Source organism: Sphingobium sp. EP60837 (assembly GCF_001658005.1).
GTDB classification, from domain to species: domain Bacteria; phylum Pseudomonadota; class Alphaproteobacteria; order Sphingomonadales; family Sphingomonadaceae; genus Sphingobium; species Sphingobium tyrosinilyticum.
Window position 1 is genome coordinate 1771186 of sequence record NZ_CP015986.1, and the last position, 14827, is coordinate 1786012.

Sequence of the window (14827 nt, forward strand, 5' to 3'; positions counted from 1 at the left end):
CTACGGAAAAGCTCGTCCAGATTCACCAGTGTCTCGGCCGCTTGACACAATTGGGCCGCTGCGGCGTTGCCGTCATCCTCATTCTCAATGGGCTGCAACAAGGCCGGGGCGCCACCATCTCGCCCGTGCAAATTGTGGGAGCAGGCAGTCATGACGTCCCACAGAGCTATGCCGGCCGGGTAGTTAGTTCCTACCTGAGCAACGGCAATGCGACCTCCATATCGGCGGTCTCCGGAACCAGACTCCGCGGTCACGCCTATTACGCCAGGGTTAGCTGCGATGACCTCTTCGAGGAAACAGGAACCCTCGTATCGTGTCGTACACGCCTCCTCTATGCTGCTGATTATCTCATCCGTTCGCTTCGGGGTCGCAAGTGCTGCAGGGCGATAGGTCCGCACACCGCCATCGGCGGTCACGGTAAGCAAGGGTGCGGCATCAGCCGAAAGCAAAGAGCCCACTTTCCTACCGTAATGATAGATGGCGATGCTGTCCTTAAAGGGCATCATCCGCAGTGGCGTCTCTGGCGAAAGTGGACAACCCGGCCGAGCCCATCGCTCGAAGAGGGCGCGCACAGCGTTACCTGGATGTGCCGCGTCCCACCGAGCCAAAGAGGTAAGCGTGGGCTGGAGGCCGCAGATCAGGCGGCTTCGGCGATCGGTTGCTGATCTGGCCGCCAGTTCCAGGGCAGGAGTTCATCCCAGCGGGCAGCAGGCCAGTCGCCAGCGATCTTGGCGATGACATCTGCGATATAGGCCTGCGGTTCGAGGCCATTGAGCTTTGCGGTTTCGATGACGGAGTAGATGGCGGCGGCGCGATCGCCGCCCGCCTTTGAGCCGGCGAACAGCCAGTTTTTACGGCCCAGGGCCACGCAGCGCATGGCGCGCTCCGCGATGTTGTTATCGATTTCCAGGCGGCCATCGTCGAGGAAACGCGTAAGCGCCACCCAGCGCTTGCGGCCATAGGCGATCGCTTTGGCCATCTCGGACTTGGGCGAGAGCCGGCGCAGGGCATCGTCGAGTGCCTGGCGCAACTCGTCGATCAATGGCTGGGTGCGGTCCTGCCGGCTTCGTCGCCGGATCTCGGGTTGCTGGCCTCGAACCTCTGCTTCAATCTCATAGAGCTCGCCGATGCGTTGCAGCAGGTCGGTGGTAAGCGGCGTCGGCTTAGTGGCGTGAATGTCGAATATCTTCCGCCGGAAATGCGCCCAGCAAGCAACCTCGGTGACGCGGTTCGTGTCGTAGAGCTTGTCATAACCGGCATAGCCATCGGCCTGGAGATAGCCGGTGAAGTTGGCCAGCTGGCGTTGGGGATGCGCGCCTGTGCGATCGGTGGTGAACTCATACCAGACCAGCGAGGGGGTCGTGGCGCCGGAGCCGCGATCATCGACGGCGTAAGCCCAAAGCCTGCCGGTGGCCGTTTTGCCGCGGCCCGGATCAAGCATGGGAACCGGCGTATCGTCGGTATGGATCTTCGAGGCGGTCAGGCCGACCTCCCGAATGCGACTGACGATCGGATCGAGCAGCACGGATGCCTGCCCGACCCAGCCTGCCAGCGTTGAGCGATCGATCTCGATGCCCTGCGTCGCCATGATCTCGGCCTGGCGGTAAAGCGGCAGATGATGGTCGAACTTGGAAACAACGACATGGGCCAGCGTGCCAAAGGTCGCTTTGCCCCGGGCAATGGCTTTTGCCGGCGCGGGCGCCTGGATGATCTTCTCGCAGGACCGGCAGCTATACTTGGGCCGGATGGTCCGCACGACACGCCACTGCACCGGCACGGCATCGAGCATCTCGTCGCTATCCTGTCCCAGCGGCCGCAGCATCCCGCCGCAGTCGGGACAGGTGCAGGTGCCTTGCTCAGGCTCGATCCGCTGTTCCTCCCGCGGCAGATGGGCGGGCAGCGCGCGAACAGGCACTGACCGACCGCCATCTGCCGGATCCGCCTGCCGCGCGGCAGCGACGATGGCCTCGCCTTCGAGTTCTTCGAGGGCCAGCTCAAGCTGTGCGATCTGGGTATCGAGCTTCTCGGACGACTTGCCGAACTGCATCCGCTTGAGGCGCGCGATCTGCACACGCAGCGTGTCGATCAGGATGTCTCGAGCAGAAATATGGGCGTGGGCCGCCGCCAATGCAGCTTCGAGCTCGGCGATCCGAGCGTCTTTGTCAGCGGTGGAAAGGCCTGCGTCCGACACCGCGATCCTATAGCGGAACAATGGTCATAATGCCAGGAAAAGCGCCGGAAAATGGGCGTTTATCCCGCTAATGAAGGGGTGAACGTGCGCTCGGGCCGGCGCCAATCTATGCCTTCCAACAGCATGGAAAGCTGGGCTGCGGTCATCACCACCGATCCAGTCTTGGTCGATGGCCACACGAACCGGCCACGGTCCATCCGCTTGGAGAAAAGGCACATGCCCTGACCGTCATACCAGAGCAGCTTCACCAGATCGCCGCGCTTCCCCCTAAAGGCGAACAGCGCGCCGGAATGCGGGCTTTGCTCCAGAACCTGCTGCGTCATCACGGCAAGGCCGTCAAAACCCTTGCGCATGTCCGTCGCCCCGCAGGCCAGGAATATCCGCGTGGAGGGCGGCAGCGGGATCATCGCGTCAGGATACCAATCACCCGCGAAAGGGCATCGGCATCTACCGTGGCGTCCACACTCACCCTGATGCCCGACGGCAACTCGATGCCGATCACGCCATCGGTGCGCGCCGCGGTCGTCAGCGCGGGCAAGGCCAGCTGCTCGCTGATCTGCACCTCCGCAAATGCCGGCTCCGCCAGCTTGCGCACCCCGGCAAGCTCACCGGACATCGCCTGCCGCCGCCATGTGTAGATCGAACCGCTGCCAACCTCATGGCGCTCACAGGCTGAGCGCACGCAACCCTCGGGGCCAAATGCATCCCGCAGGACGGCCAGCTTCTGTTCCACCGTCCACCGCCGCCGGCCCGACACCCGGCTAACGATCTCTATCCGACTACTCATACGACCGCTGTAAGCGCTGTTTCCCACCCACCTTGCACGCCGTGGTGATTGGGGCAGACGTTGGGCGGTATGGAAGCCGACAGCCTTACGAGCGCACTGGACACCCGCACTGGAGTTGGTCTGGAGCCTGTCCGCCGCCCTGAGGTGCTCCGCAGCATGGCAGGTCGGCGACGGATCTGGACGCTGGAGCAGAAGCTGGCGATAGTCGGGGAGATGGCGCGTTGCGGCAACATCGCTGAGTTCGCACGCCAGCACGATATTCGCACGTCGTTGCTCTACACCTGGCGTCGGGAGCTGCGCTATGTTTTGGAAGCCGGTCAGGCCACTAGCCATGCGGAGCCGATGTTTGTGCCGGTCATGGCCGACAGTCCCAAGCCGTTGTCGAGCGATGTCGCGATAGAGGTTGAGATGGGAGGCGCCGTCGTTCGGATCGGCCGCACGGCTAAGGCCGATCTTGTGGCAGCGGTGATCCAGGCGTTGCAGGTACAGCGATGATCGGGATTGGTCCGGGCACGCGGGTCATGGTGGCGACGCGCCCTGTGGATTTTCGCAAAGGGCCGGACGCCTTGGCGGCGCTGGTGAGCGCAGACTATGGCGGTGATGCATTTTCTGGCGTGATCTACGTCTTTCGAGCGAAGCGCGCCGATCGGATCAAGCTGATCTGGTGGGATGGGACCGGGCTATGTCTGATGGCGAAGCGTCTGGAACAAGGCGGTTTCAAGTGGCCCAGTATTCAGGATGGCGTGATGCGTCTTTCTGCCGCTCAGTTGGGCGCGCTTCTGGAGGGATTGGACTGGCGCCGGGTTCATGGCGGGCGTCGACCGCAGGCCCCGCAGATTGCCGGTTGACGGGGCTCTGTATCGTTGATTCACTCTCTCCATGCTCAAGCAAGCGGACCTCCCCGACGACATTGACGCGCTCCGTGCGCTCGTCCTGGAGCAGTCGCGGATGTTGGCGGAAGAGCGGGCCGCATCTGAGGTCCGACTGGCGGAGCTGAACGTCGCCAAGGGCGAGGCAGACGCCGAGATCGAGCGCCTCCAGTCGATCATCAAGGCCTTCATGCGGCACCGTTTCGGCCGCCGGTCCGAACAGCTCGATGCCGATCAGCTCCAGCTGGGACTGGAAGATGTCGAGATCGCCCTTGGGCACGCCCGCGCGGCCAGAGAGGCTGTTGCGCCGCGGTCCCACGGCGATCAGCCCCGCAAGACCAACCGTGGCTCATTGCCCGCGCACCTCGAGCGGATCGAACAGATTGTCGATATCGAGGAGAAGGCCTGCCCTTGCTGCAGCGGGACGCTCCATCAGATCGGCGAAGATATTGCCGAGCGCCTGGACGTCGTTCCCACTACCTTCCGCGTGCTGGTGACGCGCCGCCCGCGTTATGGCTGTCGCTCGTGCGAAGGCGCGATCGTCCAGGCGCCTGCCCCGGCGCGGATAATCGAAGGCGGGATACCGACCGAGGCGCTGATCGCCCAGGTGCTGGTGTCGAAGTATGCCGATCATGTTCCGCTATACCGTCAGGCTCAGATTTATGGCCGGCAGGATATCAGGCTCGATCGCTCCAGCCTGGCGGACTGGGTGGGCCGGGCGGCATGGTATCTGCGGCCGCTGCGCGACCGGACGCTTGAGGAGCTGCGGCGATCCGAGCGGCTGTTCGCCGACGAGACGACCGCGCCGGTGCTTGATCCCGGACGAGGCAGAACGAAGACCGGCCAGCTATGGGCCTATGCCCGCGATGATCGACCATGGGGTGGCGCAGGTCCGCCGATGGTCGCCTATGTCTATGCGGCAGACCGAAAGGCCGAACGGCCCGACATCCACCTCGGAGACTTTGCAGGCATCCTGCAGGTCGATGGCTATGGCGGCTACACCGCCCTCGCCAAGCGGCGCGGGCAGCAACTCAGCCTCGCCTTCTGCTGGTCCCATGTCCGGCGCAAATTTTACGATCTAGCCGCCAGTTCTCCGGTCGCGACCGAGATATTGCGACGGATCGCCATGCTCTATGCCATCGAAGACGACGTACGCGGCTCGCCCGCTGAACAGCGCCGCGTTCAACGCGCCGAACGCAGCCGCATCATCGTAGAGGACCTTAAGCTCTATCTTGATGGCCGGCTCCGGCAGATCAGTGCCAAGAGCAAGTTGGCTGACGCCATTCGCTATGCGACCAGCCGCTGGGATGGCCTCGTCCGCTTCATCGACGACGGCCGCATCGAACTCGACACCAACACCGTCGAGCGTTCAATCCGTCCCCTGGCCCTGAATCGTAAGAACGCGCTCTTCGCCGGCTCTGACGAAGGCGGCGACAACTGGGCGGTCATCGCCACGCTTATCGAAAACTGCAAGCTGGGCGGTATCAATCCCCACGACTGGCTGACCCAAACCCTCACCGCGCTCGCCAACGGCCATCCCGCCAATCGCGTTCATGAACTCATGCCCTGGATCAACGTGGGCTGAGAACACCGCTTACCGACCGCTCGTATGAGTAGTCGCTCCACCGCTAGCTGAAACCTCGATCTCGTCCGACACCGGCCACCCCGCTCAAAGAGCGACAATCATCCCGGCGAATGGGTGCCGCGCAAGGCGGCCGTCAGACCCCGCTTACCCAAAGAGCTGACGTCGTAAATTTGAAGCATCTTTATCCGATTTCCGTGGGTTGACTGCATCCCTCAGGATTTTGGATGTCCACATCCAGACGTCATTCTGGTCGCTGAATGGGGGGTATAGGGAAAGGAATTTATGGCTGCTGCGGTGAGCCGGAAAGCAGGCATCAGCATGAACTGGTGCCCACCTGCAGAAGGCCTCCGACTATCGGCATGTGGATGAATAGTTCGCAGGGAATACCAGGCCGCGCCTTGTCGAGCGCGTCAGCGTAGAGCTGGATTTGCGGGCCGTGCCCAACCGCTCGTGCATCCCAGCTGTCCGGCGAACCCGGGAAGGATTTGTGATCGATGATGGCGAAGCCGCTGTCATGCTCGATCAGTAAGTCGATGCGACCCGTTACAAGCTGATCTCCGATCCGGGCTGAAACAGGGGCCTCACGATGAATTCGGCCGCCCGGCCATCGCTTCGAGATCTCGGCGAACAGTCGGTCATTGGCCCCAAGGACGTCCTTTGCGGCAACCTGATGCACCCCCCAGCGATCGAGGATCGCTTGTGCTTGATTAAGCCGGGTATCATACGGATCATCAGGCTGATCGGCCGCAATGATAGCGTGGACGGCTTCGCCGAGCAGGTTCATGTCGGGGCTGCCTGCGAACGGCAAACGCGGGCCAATCGTAGATTTCTCCACGATGATGAAGGTTTCGCCGCTGGAAGCCTCGCTAGGGCGACGATGAAGCGGTGCTCGGTGCCCCGTCGGTCGCGTGATGCGCCCGAATGAGACAGCCGGAGGTTGAGCCTCCACGCCTTCGCCGCATACCAGCGTTGTGGTTCTTGCCGGAAAGGATTTCGTCCCAGCACGGATATCTCCACCGGCGGTACGTGGTAAAGCGAAATGCTCCGTTTCGTTCCCATCGAGAACCTTCAACCAGTGGAGTGACCCTTTAGCTGGGGGCGCAAACACAAGATGATCGCGAGCGCGGGTCATGCCGACGTAAAGAAGGCGGGCCTCCTCATCCCTCGATCGGATCGAAGCCTGCTTCCCAAGTGTCGAACTGGGCGCTGAAGCATCGAGATATACGTCCTTTTCTTGGCTCGCATATGGCCAAGGCCAGTAGCGGATCCAGCGTCCGGCGAGAGGATTTTGCCAATCCACGTCACGATCAGCCTCGGCCATGGGTTCGAACAGTCGAGGCTTTGGTTCTTTGCCTAGCCCGGTCAGGATTACGACGGGCCATTCAAGCCCCTTCGCTCCATGGTAGGTCATGACTTTAACAGCATCGTCCCGAAGGCTTCGCGGGCGGGCTGGGTTCTCTGCAGCCAACGCGAGTGCCAGCCCAGAAGGCGTCGCAGGAGATCCCTCGCCCGCGCAGCTTTCCTCATAGCTCCGAGCGAAGCCGCGAAGCGCTTCGAGATCATCGAGACGAGCCGGCACGTCGCCCCAACTTTCGATGTGGCGATTGAGCTCAGGGAGAAGGATGATCGCATCGACGAGGTCGGCTGGCGTCAGCGACAGAATGCCCTCACGAATCTCTTGGAGGGCCGCCGAGATGGGTACGATGGCGAGCAGTGCCTCGGAGGCATTTTCAGCGCCAAGCGCCTCAAGCCAGGTTTCTGATTCTGGATCCTCGGTGAAGAAGCGGGCAAGTTCGGCAAGCGCGAGACGGTCTGTGGGATCTGCAACCCAGCGGAACGCGGCCATCACCAGTTGGACGTGGGGTGTTTGCGCCAATCCTTCACGCTCGACGGCTGCCTTGACGCCTTGCTGGCTAAGCGCAGCCGATACTTTGGCGATATCGGCTTTGCTACGGCACAGAATAGCGATGTCTCCGGCGCGTAGCGCCCGAACGCCTTTGGGCCTGGCTGCCACTTCCCATGGTTGGTCGGCCGTCACCATCTCGCGGATTTGGGCGGCCAATGCGGCATATTGAAGCTCAAGCTTTCCTTCGAGCCACCAAACCGCGAGCGGCGCCTGCGTGAATCCTTCTTCGCTGCGACCCGTTCCGCTGAACGCATGTTCTTCCGCTTGAAGACCCATCGCGCTCAAAGCCGGCTCAAAGGCAGCGTTGACCAGGTTTATGATGCCCTCACGGCTCCGGTATGACGTCGCTAGCACATCTTGCGATTCGCTCGACGACGCCGCTACCCCCGCGAACGCGGCTTGGGTGAGGGCGCTGTCCGCATTGCGGAAGCCGTAGATGGCCTGCTTGGGGTCTCCCACCCACGTGCTTGCGTCGACTAAGCCGGACATTGCTGTGAAAATGGCGACTTGAAGCGGGCTGGAATCTTGAAACTCATCGACAAACAGCCGACCAATGCGCTCACCGAGCCCCGCGGACATCGCCGGGTTATGAAGGACGTCGAGCGCGAGCGCCTCTTGGTCGGTGAAGTCCAATAAGCCGCGCTCTGCTTTATAAGCTTGGAAAGCGGTCAGGGCTTCGGCCGCACAGGCGAAGACCGACCTGATGAACTGGCTGCAATCTTCACGAAGCCGCGGATGTGCAGGATGGCGGCCGGCTGCTTGAGCAACTGCCTCAAGAGCGTCGATGAAAGCCTGACCATCTTTCTTAGCGCAGCTCACCTTCGAGAGGCGAGCCCAGTTGGGCCAGGAAATCCGTTCTCCTCGACGAATGCTTGAATCGGTTTGGCGAAGCAACGCAATGTGGGATTTGGCAGTCGCGCTCGATTCAGCGGGAACCGCATCCACTGCCGAACTTACGGCCCTTCGCAAATCTGCGTCGAGATCGTCACTGCTCTGGATCGACACCGGTGGTAGCAGTTCGAGGAAGGTTGCGACTGATCGCTCCGCCGAAACGGATAGATCTTGGGCGGGAATTCCATTCGCTCGAGCTAGCTCGATCAAACGCCTGACGGTCGTCCGCCAATCACTTCGTTCAGCGTCAGCGGCTCGTTTGGGCTCGAAGAATCCCATGACATCGGCGAGCGAGTTCAGCGTCGGCGCGTGACGCTCGATCGCGGCATCGGCGGCGATCGCGAAAATTCGGGGCACGCTGCCTTCGGGAATGACCTCGGCTCGCGGAGATCGCCCAAGAGCGATGGCGTTCTCCGATACAATCTGACCGCAAATGGCATTCACCGTTCCAAAGCGGGCTCCAAGCAATCGGGCCGCCTTATCCGGCATGCCCAATTCGAACAGTTTGGCTCGGGAACGCTCGATCAGTTCGTCCGCTGCTTTCACGGTGAATGTGGTTGCGACGATCGTCTCGGGATCACGGGATGTGACCTCCGTCGCGATGTTGCCGACAATGCGGGTGGTTTTGCCGGCGCCGGCAGACGCCACGACGGTCGTGATATTGGGAGCGGTCATCTTCAGTTAGCCTCCACGCCCACGCGACAGAGCGCTGTGAGTTCGCAATAGCGACACGGTTCGGTCCCCGGCTCGATCGGGAGATCGGCCGGTATGTGGGCCTCGGCCTCATCGGCACCCGTCGCAACCGCAATCCCCTCCCGGGCTAGATCGCGCCACACCTGCCACGTCGACACGAGATTCGACCATGTGTCGGGCAGGCTATGGTCGGATTCGACCGATTCCTCCGCCAGGAACGAACCGCTCAGTCCGATCAGCTGTCGCTGGTTCAGCATATAGAATGCGCCTGGAGCAGGCGTGGTGCTGTTGGAATTTGCTATCGCACCGTATGTCGCGAGCTGAATCGAACGACCTTCGGCGAGCTCGTTGCGTCGCGTTTTAGCGCTCCTCGACCATTTCAGATCAATTACGCCTGTGCCGTGAGCCGGATGCTCTATCAGCATGTCGATGCGGCCCTTGACATCCGGTCCATCGACGAACGTCCTTGCGCGTTCAATTTCCGTCCCAATTACCTTTACGTCCATCGCCTGTAGAAGACGTGCGAGTTGCGCCAGAGCAGCTGGGACTTTGACCCGGGCCGATGCAAGCTCGCCCGCATATTCTGGCTGCTGAAGCGGCGTCGCGATCGCGCTAAGCAATTCGTCAAATAGATCGTTGGCTTGCAAGAAAACGGCTTCAGGATCCGGCACAGGACCTGGCGGGAAAACGCGATTCGCTAATTCATGAGCGAGGTTTCCAAGCAGCTGGCTTGTGCCAGGGATCTCGGCAACCCGGCCGCCTGAGAGTCGCAAAACGTCGAGGAGGAGCCATCGCATATGGCAATCCGCAAGATGCTCGAAGCTGGTGGCGCTTTCGACGCGATCGTCGAGTTTGGCGATCACAGATGCCGGCAGAGACCAGCGAGGGCGCTGTGCTGGCAGGAGGTTTGGAGTGATCGCTTCACGGAGAATCTCGCACCCTGCGAGCTCATGAGACGGCCCGTGCAATAGCTGTTCTGCTGGCCATTGGATTATGTCCTTAGCAGGTGTCGTCAATGGGTTCAGCTGATGGGCGAGGGGATGGCTCGTCGTCTCCTCCCCCGCCGAAAGCGCCGGTGAGAAAAGAATGACGCGCTCGCCAGCGCGATTCACTGCGTTGGCGTTATTCCACCCAATCCGGGCGGTTATCGCGGCCGGCGATTCGATTTCGCAGCCATGAACCTTAAGAGCAGCAACCTCAGCGGCGGTCCATGGCGATGAACTTACGCGTTCTCCAGGACCTTTGAAGTCCCACCAAAGTACATTCTTAGCATCGCCCCAAATGGCGCCTGGATGACGCACGGCACGCAAACCCCCCGATGTCGCTATGTGGTTGGGGTTTTGAGCGCCGTCCGCAAGCACCTGGTCGGTCATACGTCCTAGCAGCAGCGGAGAGAGCATCTCGACGTTCAGAACATCGATCGCTTGCACGAGGGCCTGCGCGGCACCAACTAGCGTCAGAAGAAGCGGATCAGCATTTCCAGCATTCGTCTCGAGCGCCCATTGCGCGACGCGAGAAGCGATCGACTTGGCCGCCTCCGCAGGCATGCCTTCGTGCCGCGGGTATAATTCTCCAGACGTCCATTGCCTCCACGCCGCAACCTTCGCATCGCGCTTTTCTTGAGGTTCTGTGGACATCCTTTCGGCAAAATCTGACTCGATATCAACCCATGCAGCGAGCCATGCTGGCCCGCCTGTGCCAGGCTCGCGGCTCAGTGCATAGGCGAGCTTGCGCGCCGCACGTCGCGCAATGGGGGGACGCGGTAGCATGAGCAAGTCAAGCATCGCCTTCGCATTGTATGGTGCCCAAGAAGCGGCGAAGGCGAGCGGGAGCACCTGAAGTGCTCCACGCCACGGCGACGAGGCCGACAAGCCCAGAGCGGGAAGCCCGCGAGCTTGAAGCGCGCGGTCCAGCAGCGCGGTGTCTCCATCAGCGCTCACAATGACCGTGCCATGCAACTCGGCTTCAGAACAATGGGCGAGCCAATCTGCAGCTGCTTCCGCCGCCGCCAAGGCTGTGTCCGCGTGGACGATCACGAAGCTACCATCGCCTGTTAATGTCGAGGGTGAGCCGCCCGCGAGAAAGGCTTGCACGTGGCCCAGGTCATTGGAGGAAATTGCACAGGCAGGAGCCTGCGAGATTTCTACCCCCGATCCCTCCAGCGTATCGATAAGGCGCGGCCAGAGAGGCGGCAGCAAATCTCGGGGCTCGACCAGCTCGATTGAAGCGAGCGGCGGGCTTGCACGGGCCTTGACCGCATCGCAGAGCGTGCGCGTGCGATCTGCGATCCCGGGGGGAAGGGGCGGACCAGCCTCTTCCACCACCGCGAATGCATCAACACGTGGGGCGCCAATAGGGCTGCCGGACCAGCCGCCGGCGATCAGTTCATCTCGCCAATCGAGCAATGATGCGGCAGTGGCCCACGGATCAAGGGTGAACGACTGACCGAAGAACAGGTCCGGGGCTGTGGCCAGCGCGGTACGCAATTTAGCAGCGTAGCTGGAAACTCGAACCGCATGTGCCACCCGGGGAGCTGTGAGGCCAAGCTGCACCTCGAGCATCTCTATCAGGCCTTGTGGCCCCACGACGGCGGCATTGAAGACGCCTTCATTCGGGCCCGGAAAATCCGGAAAGGAAGGGCCATCGCATGAAAGGCCGAAGATAAGCTTCATTCTTAACTATCCCCCATCCGCGAGCTGCCTCGTCAGCGCACGGCATTGCTGGCCGTAAGCGCAAATGCTTTGTCATGTCATTAATGAATGCGCCCACGACAAAGTCGGTCGTCACAGTTTCGGCTCATGAAAACAGAGCCTTGGCGCCTTCCTCTAGTATCGCCAAGCTGTGCCCAATTGCTCGGAAAGGTGGCACCGGATCAATCCCGCAAGGCGGCTGCTGGAAGCAGGATGTTTGAGAGGTTGAGTGGGGGAATTTTGGCTGTCGCTGAGAAGTGAAATGTTCCTCAGGCGTCGGAGGGCAGCCGCCTCCGCGCCAAGTCGAAGAGACTAAATATGGTATATGTGAATGAAGAAGATCGGCAGCGGATCTCGGACGGCGAAGATGCTGCTCGCGCGCTTGCCAAGATGGGGGGCTGGGCCACTCAGCCCTGCGATGGGCTATTCCCGCAGATTCTGAGCCAATATCGTTACAGTGAGCGGGCCGGGCTCGTTCTTGGTCACTGGCGTCGCGAAATTTCGTTCAGCAAATTGATCGAGGCAGTCCGTCAGATACGAACGGACATCCTTATCCTTGAGCCAGGGCGCGACACCTCGGCGCGGAAGACATATTATCTTTCGCTGATCCTCGCTCGGGCCGGCGAGGTCCGCCTCCACCGGGGCCTGCGGCTCTGGTCTGCCGACTTCGATTCGCCGCTGTGGGTAGTCGCAGATCCACGGGATAGGGATCTCGACCCCTGCTTTTTCAGCATTCGGTCGACCGGCGTTGCAGAGGAAGCTGGAGCACCGTTTGGTGATCCGGTCTCTGCTGCGACAGGCTTGCGGATCGCCGATCTTCGCTGGGTCGCGGAAATCGGAGGAAACTTCGTATGAGCCACGACGAGAATTTGCATTGGGAATCGTACCTTCCCGCTGGATGGCGACCGCTGTTTCGCCAGCTGTTGGCCGATCTGCATTCGGCTGGCATTTCGGTGAGAGTGACGCAAGCCAAAGAGAAGTTCGGGGAGCTGAGAGTCTATATCGATCGGCCTGACCAAGCTGCAGCGCCGCTCATTGCAGCCGCTGAGCAGCGTTCGACCCGCATGTGCCAAGAGTGTGGCGCTGCTGGCGAACTCATGGTCGGTAATTATCTCTATGCCACCCTTTGTGAGAAACATGGGGCCGGTTTCACAAAACCGCTCGGGCGGCCGATGATATCGCTGAATCTCCGGTACCCAAAAGACGATTGAAGACGAGCGCTGCCGACACCAAGCGGCAGCGGTTTCGATCGGTTGAGAAGAGCTCAGGTGACTGAGCAGATGAGATGAAAATCTTGGGGTGATGCGCGTCCAAGCTCAGCGGATCGCGCCCCTAAAAGGAAGATAATGAATATGTTTAGCTCGATGAACGCGCACCCCGGCTCGGGTGCGCCAACAATCCCGTTCGTCCGTGACGCAGTCCAGCGCGCGATGATCAAGGTCGCTTGGGAAATCGGCGGGGCCATCAGCGTCGATCCGGCCTTTGGGGGTGGAGCGCTCCTGCTTCAGGAAGCCAACCTCTTGATCCTTGGTACGTCAGCATTTCGGCCCCTTGGCGAGCAGCTGTTCGGCCAGATCGGTGACCTCTACGGCATGGACACTCTGCTCGTCCGGTTCGACGCATATCAATGCAGCTTCGATATTCTTTTTCATGGCGAAGGCGAGTGGCTGTCGGATTATCGGCAAAGCCTTTTGGGCGGACAGGTCTGGTTTGTTCCCGCGCATGAAGACCAATCCTTCACTGTCAGGGCTGATAGTCAGGGGCTCTTCCTCAATCCCCCGATGCTGCCGAACTCATTTCAGCGGCCTAGTGCGACCGAGATCCAGCCGGCAGGGAGGGACGTCGCATGACCCAGAAGAAGTCGAAGTCGGGTCCAGAGGAATTGTCTTGCTTCTATCTCGATTGGCCCGGCCATCCTCAGTTCCGCTACATGCGTTGGTATTGGAAGTCAGACGGGGCGCGTATCGGCATTGCCGCCCCCGTGTTGGCGAAGCTCAACCCCTCTGGCCATCAGGCGGCTCGGCATGACCTTCTCCTTCCGAGCAGTGCGCCAGGGGAATATGCGGACCTGCGCTATTTGCTCGAACGCTATGATGCTACCCAGCCCGTGATCGAACGGAATGGTTATGCTCAGTTCAATATCATTCTCGACGCCGACCGCCCTCTCCACGCCGATTGGGAGCTGGTCCGCGCCTGGGCACTGAGCTATTTCGTGCGCGAGCTGCAACTTGCCGCTGTCCTCGTCCTGCATGCACCATTCCTGGCGGGCTCCGCGAATGAACCCCATGTCCATATCCTGGTGCCAGCTCGGCGGCTGACTGCGAATGGGTTTGGGCTGCACGCCCGTGACACTTGCTCCGATGCAGGTGCGGCTGATGCGCTTGCCAGCTGGTTGGCGTATAACGGGGTGGAAGCCGTATGATGCGGGGACACCCGGCCGGCGTCTGCGCTCGGGCGAAGCATGATCTGGTAGTTGTCTTCCGCTGTGGCAAACCTGCTTTCGTGGTGGTCCACTTCGCCTATGCAACGGAATTTTTGGATATCCGGCATATCATGAACAAACCTGCCTCGGAAGCGAACGGCGCTGCTCAACCTGAACGTTGATCAGGGCTAACGGCTTAGCAAGGAATGAAGAATAAGGCCGGACGGTGCTTGCTATCACCCCTTCGGCGCTACCTGCGACTGACACATGGCCGTCAATTTGGAGCAACGTCAATTTATGGCGAGGACGCGCCATGGACGAATTCGCCCGAGCCGAGGCTGCCGTCAGCGAAGCGCTCCTGTTGCTATCGGAAGTACCTGGGCGTGGCGAAGCAGTGAGCCTGCCGCATCTTGTTGGCCAACGCTTCGCGGCGTTGGGCGAATTGGTGAGTGAAAATGGTGCGTTCGCGGCCGAGGGGAAGGGCGTAGCTAAATCACTTGCCGAATGGAACTTACATCACACCTTCCGGTCCCTATTGTGCCATGGGACGGCGACGGTGACCGTCGATCATCGTGGCCGATGGCATCTGGTACTGAAAATGCTCACCTTCAGATCGGGCGAAGCCGTCCGCGAGTCGATGGTCATAGATGAAGAAGAGGCTGCCGAACGGCTGACCGCGCTGCATGCCTCACGCCAGCGGCTAGAAGGTAGGTTGCGGGGCATGACGGCCGGCATCTGTCGTTAGCCTCGAGGTAAGGTTCAGCGCAGATTGAACGTATTGACGTCTGTCAGG

Annotated in this window: 13 protein-coding genes; 8 read left to right on the top strand and 5 right to left on the bottom strand. The window is 61.0% G+C overall.

The window, feature by feature from the left end:
* Window positions 1–637 precede the first annotated feature (637 nt).
* The 3 genes from tnpC (EP837_RS08615) to tnpA (EP837_RS08625) all read right to left on the bottom strand — a co-directional run bounded on the left by tnpC (EP837_RS08615) (window position 638) and on the right by tnpA (EP837_RS08625) (window position 2978).
* Window positions 638–2149: an IS66 family transposase gene (gene tnpC, locus EP837_RS08615; protein WP_156518539.1), complete on the bottom strand. Its 1512-nt coding sequence runs from the start codon at window positions 2147–2149 to the stop codon at window positions 638–640.
* A 101-nt stretch (window positions 2150–2250) separates the two neighbouring features.
* Window positions 2251–2598, bottom strand: coding sequence for an IS66 family insertion sequence element accessory protein TnpB (gene tnpB / locus EP837_RS08620; RefSeq protein WP_006957496.1), 348 nt, complete (start codon window positions 2596–2598; stop codon window positions 2251–2253).
* Complete coding sequence (gene tnpA, locus EP837_RS08625; RefSeq protein WP_066526457.1) at window positions 2595–2978, bottom strand: IS66-like element accessory protein TnpA; 384 nt, start codon at window positions 2976–2978, stop codon at window positions 2595–2597. The genes tnpB (EP837_RS08620) and tnpA (EP837_RS08625) overlap by 4 nt, the downstream gene beginning before the upstream one ends.
* Before the next feature lie 69 nt (window positions 2979–3047).
* Here tnpA (EP837_RS08625) and tnpA (EP837_RS08630) point away from each other — a divergent pair, with 69 nt between their 5' ends.
* From tnpA (EP837_RS08630) to tnpC (EP837_RS08640), 3 genes are read left to right on the top strand one after another with little or no spacing between them, the layout of a single operon-like run.
* Window positions 3048–3473 (top strand): IS66-like element accessory protein TnpA, encoded by a 426-nt coding sequence (gene tnpA, locus EP837_RS08630; RefSeq protein WP_082919583.1) that lies wholly within the window; start codon window positions 3048–3050, stop codon window positions 3471–3473.
* The gene (gene tnpB / locus EP837_RS08635; RefSeq protein ID WP_066526460.1) at window positions 3470–3826 is read left to right on the top strand and encodes an IS66 family insertion sequence element accessory protein TnpB; all 357 of its coding nucleotides are present in this window, start codon (window positions 3470–3472) and stop codon (window positions 3824–3826) included. Before tnpA (EP837_RS08630) ends, tnpB (EP837_RS08635) begins: the two co-directional genes overlap by 4 nt.
* A 31-nt stretch (window positions 3827–3857) precedes the next feature.
* The gene (gene tnpC, locus EP837_RS08640) at window positions 3858–5432 is read left to right on the top strand and encodes an IS66 family transposase (RefSeq protein ID WP_066526465.1); all 1575 of its coding nucleotides are present in this window, start codon (window positions 3858–3860) and stop codon (window positions 5430–5432) included.
* A 313-nt stretch (window positions 5433–5745) separates the two neighbouring features.
* Here the strand turns inward: tnpC (EP837_RS08640) and EP837_RS08645 are convergent, their stop codons facing one another.
* On the bottom strand, window positions 5746–8904 hold the full coding sequence (locus tag EP837_RS08645; RefSeq protein ID WP_066526468.1) for a UvrD-helicase domain-containing protein: 3159 nt from the start codon (window positions 8902–8904) through the stop codon (window positions 5746–5748).
* Window positions 8905–8906: 2 nt separating this feature from the next.
* On the bottom strand, window positions 8907–11594 hold the full coding sequence (locus tag EP837_RS08650; RefSeq protein WP_066526470.1) for a PD-(D/E)XK nuclease family protein: 2688 nt from the start codon (window positions 11592–11594) through the stop codon (window positions 8907–8909).
* 336 nt (window positions 11595–11930) lie between these two features.
* Between EP837_RS08650 and EP837_RS08655 the strand changes: the two genes are divergently transcribed.
* The 5 genes from EP837_RS08655 (at window position 11931) to EP837_RS08680 (ending at window position 14779) form a co-directional block, all read left to right on the top strand.
* Window positions 11931–12467 carry a hypothetical protein gene (locus tag EP837_RS08655; RefSeq protein WP_066526471.1) on the top strand — a complete coding sequence of 179 codons (537 nt, stop codon included), beginning with the start codon at window positions 11931–11933 and terminating at the stop codon, window positions 12465–12467.
* A complete protein-coding gene (locus EP837_RS08660) occupies window positions 12464–12823 on the top strand; it encodes a hypothetical protein (RefSeq protein WP_066526473.1) in 360 nt (119 codons plus the stop codon). Before EP837_RS08655 ends, EP837_RS08660 begins: the two co-directional genes overlap by 4 nt.
* Before the next feature lie 135 nt (window positions 12824–12958).
* Window positions 12959–13462: a hypothetical protein gene (locus EP837_RS08665; RefSeq protein WP_066526475.1), complete on the top strand. Its 504-nt coding sequence runs from the start codon at window positions 12959–12961 to the stop codon at window positions 13460–13462.
* Window positions 13459–14034 (top strand): hypothetical protein, encoded by a 576-nt coding sequence (locus tag EP837_RS08670; RefSeq protein WP_066526477.1) that lies wholly within the window; start codon window positions 13459–13461, stop codon window positions 14032–14034. The genes EP837_RS08665 and EP837_RS08670 overlap by 4 nt, the downstream gene beginning before the upstream one ends.
* Before the next feature lie 313 nt (window positions 14035–14347).
* The gene (locus EP837_RS08680; protein WP_066526480.1) at window positions 14348–14779 is read left to right on the top strand and encodes a hypothetical protein; all 432 of its coding nucleotides are present in this window, start codon (window positions 14348–14350) and stop codon (window positions 14777–14779) included.
* Window positions 14780–14827 lie beyond the last annotated feature (48 nt).

Bases quoted from the DNA above. Each gene is read 5' to 3' on its own strand.
- tnpA (WP_082919583.1), top strand. From the start codon at position 3,048: ATGGAAGCCGACAGCCTTACGAGCGCACTGGACACCCGCACTGGAGTT.
- EP837_RS08645 (WP_066526468.1), bottom strand. From the start codon at position 8,904: ATGACCGCTCCCAATATCACGACCGTCGTGGCGTCTGCCGGCGCCGGC.
- tnpA (WP_066526457.1), bottom strand. From the start codon at position 2,978: ATGAGTAGTCGGATAGAGATCGTTAGCCGGGTGTCGGGCCGGCGGCGG.
- EP837_RS08670 (WP_066526477.1), top strand. From the start codon at position 13,459: ATGACCCAGAAGAAGTCGAAGTCGGGTCCAGAGGAATTGTCTTGCTTC.
- EP837_RS08660 (WP_066526473.1), top strand. From the start codon at position 12,464: ATGAGCCACGACGAGAATTTGCATTGGGAATCGTACCTTCCCGCTGGA.
- EP837_RS08655 (WP_066526471.1), top strand. From the start codon at position 11,931: ATGGTATATGTGAATGAAGAAGATCGGCAGCGGATCTCGGACGGCGAA.
- EP837_RS08650 (WP_066526470.1), bottom strand. From the start codon at position 11,594: ATGAAGCTTATCTTCGGCCTTTCATGCGATGGCCCTTCCTTTCCGGAT.
- EP837_RS08680 (WP_066526480.1), top strand. From the start codon at position 14,348: ATGGACGAATTCGCCCGAGCCGAGGCTGCCGTCAGCGAAGCGCTCCTG.
- tnpC (WP_066526465.1), top strand. From the start codon at position 3,858: ATGCTCAAGCAAGCGGACCTCCCCGACGACATTGACGCGCTCCGTGCG.
- tnpB (WP_006957496.1), bottom strand. From the start codon at position 2,598: ATGATCCCGCTGCCGCCCTCCACGCGGATATTCCTGGCCTGCGGGGCG.
- tnpB (WP_066526460.1), top strand. From the start codon at position 3,470: ATGATCGGGATTGGTCCGGGCACGCGGGTCATGGTGGCGACGCGCCCT.
- EP837_RS08665 (WP_066526475.1), top strand. From the start codon at position 12,959: ATGAATATGTTTAGCTCGATGAACGCGCACCCCGGCTCGGGTGCGCCA.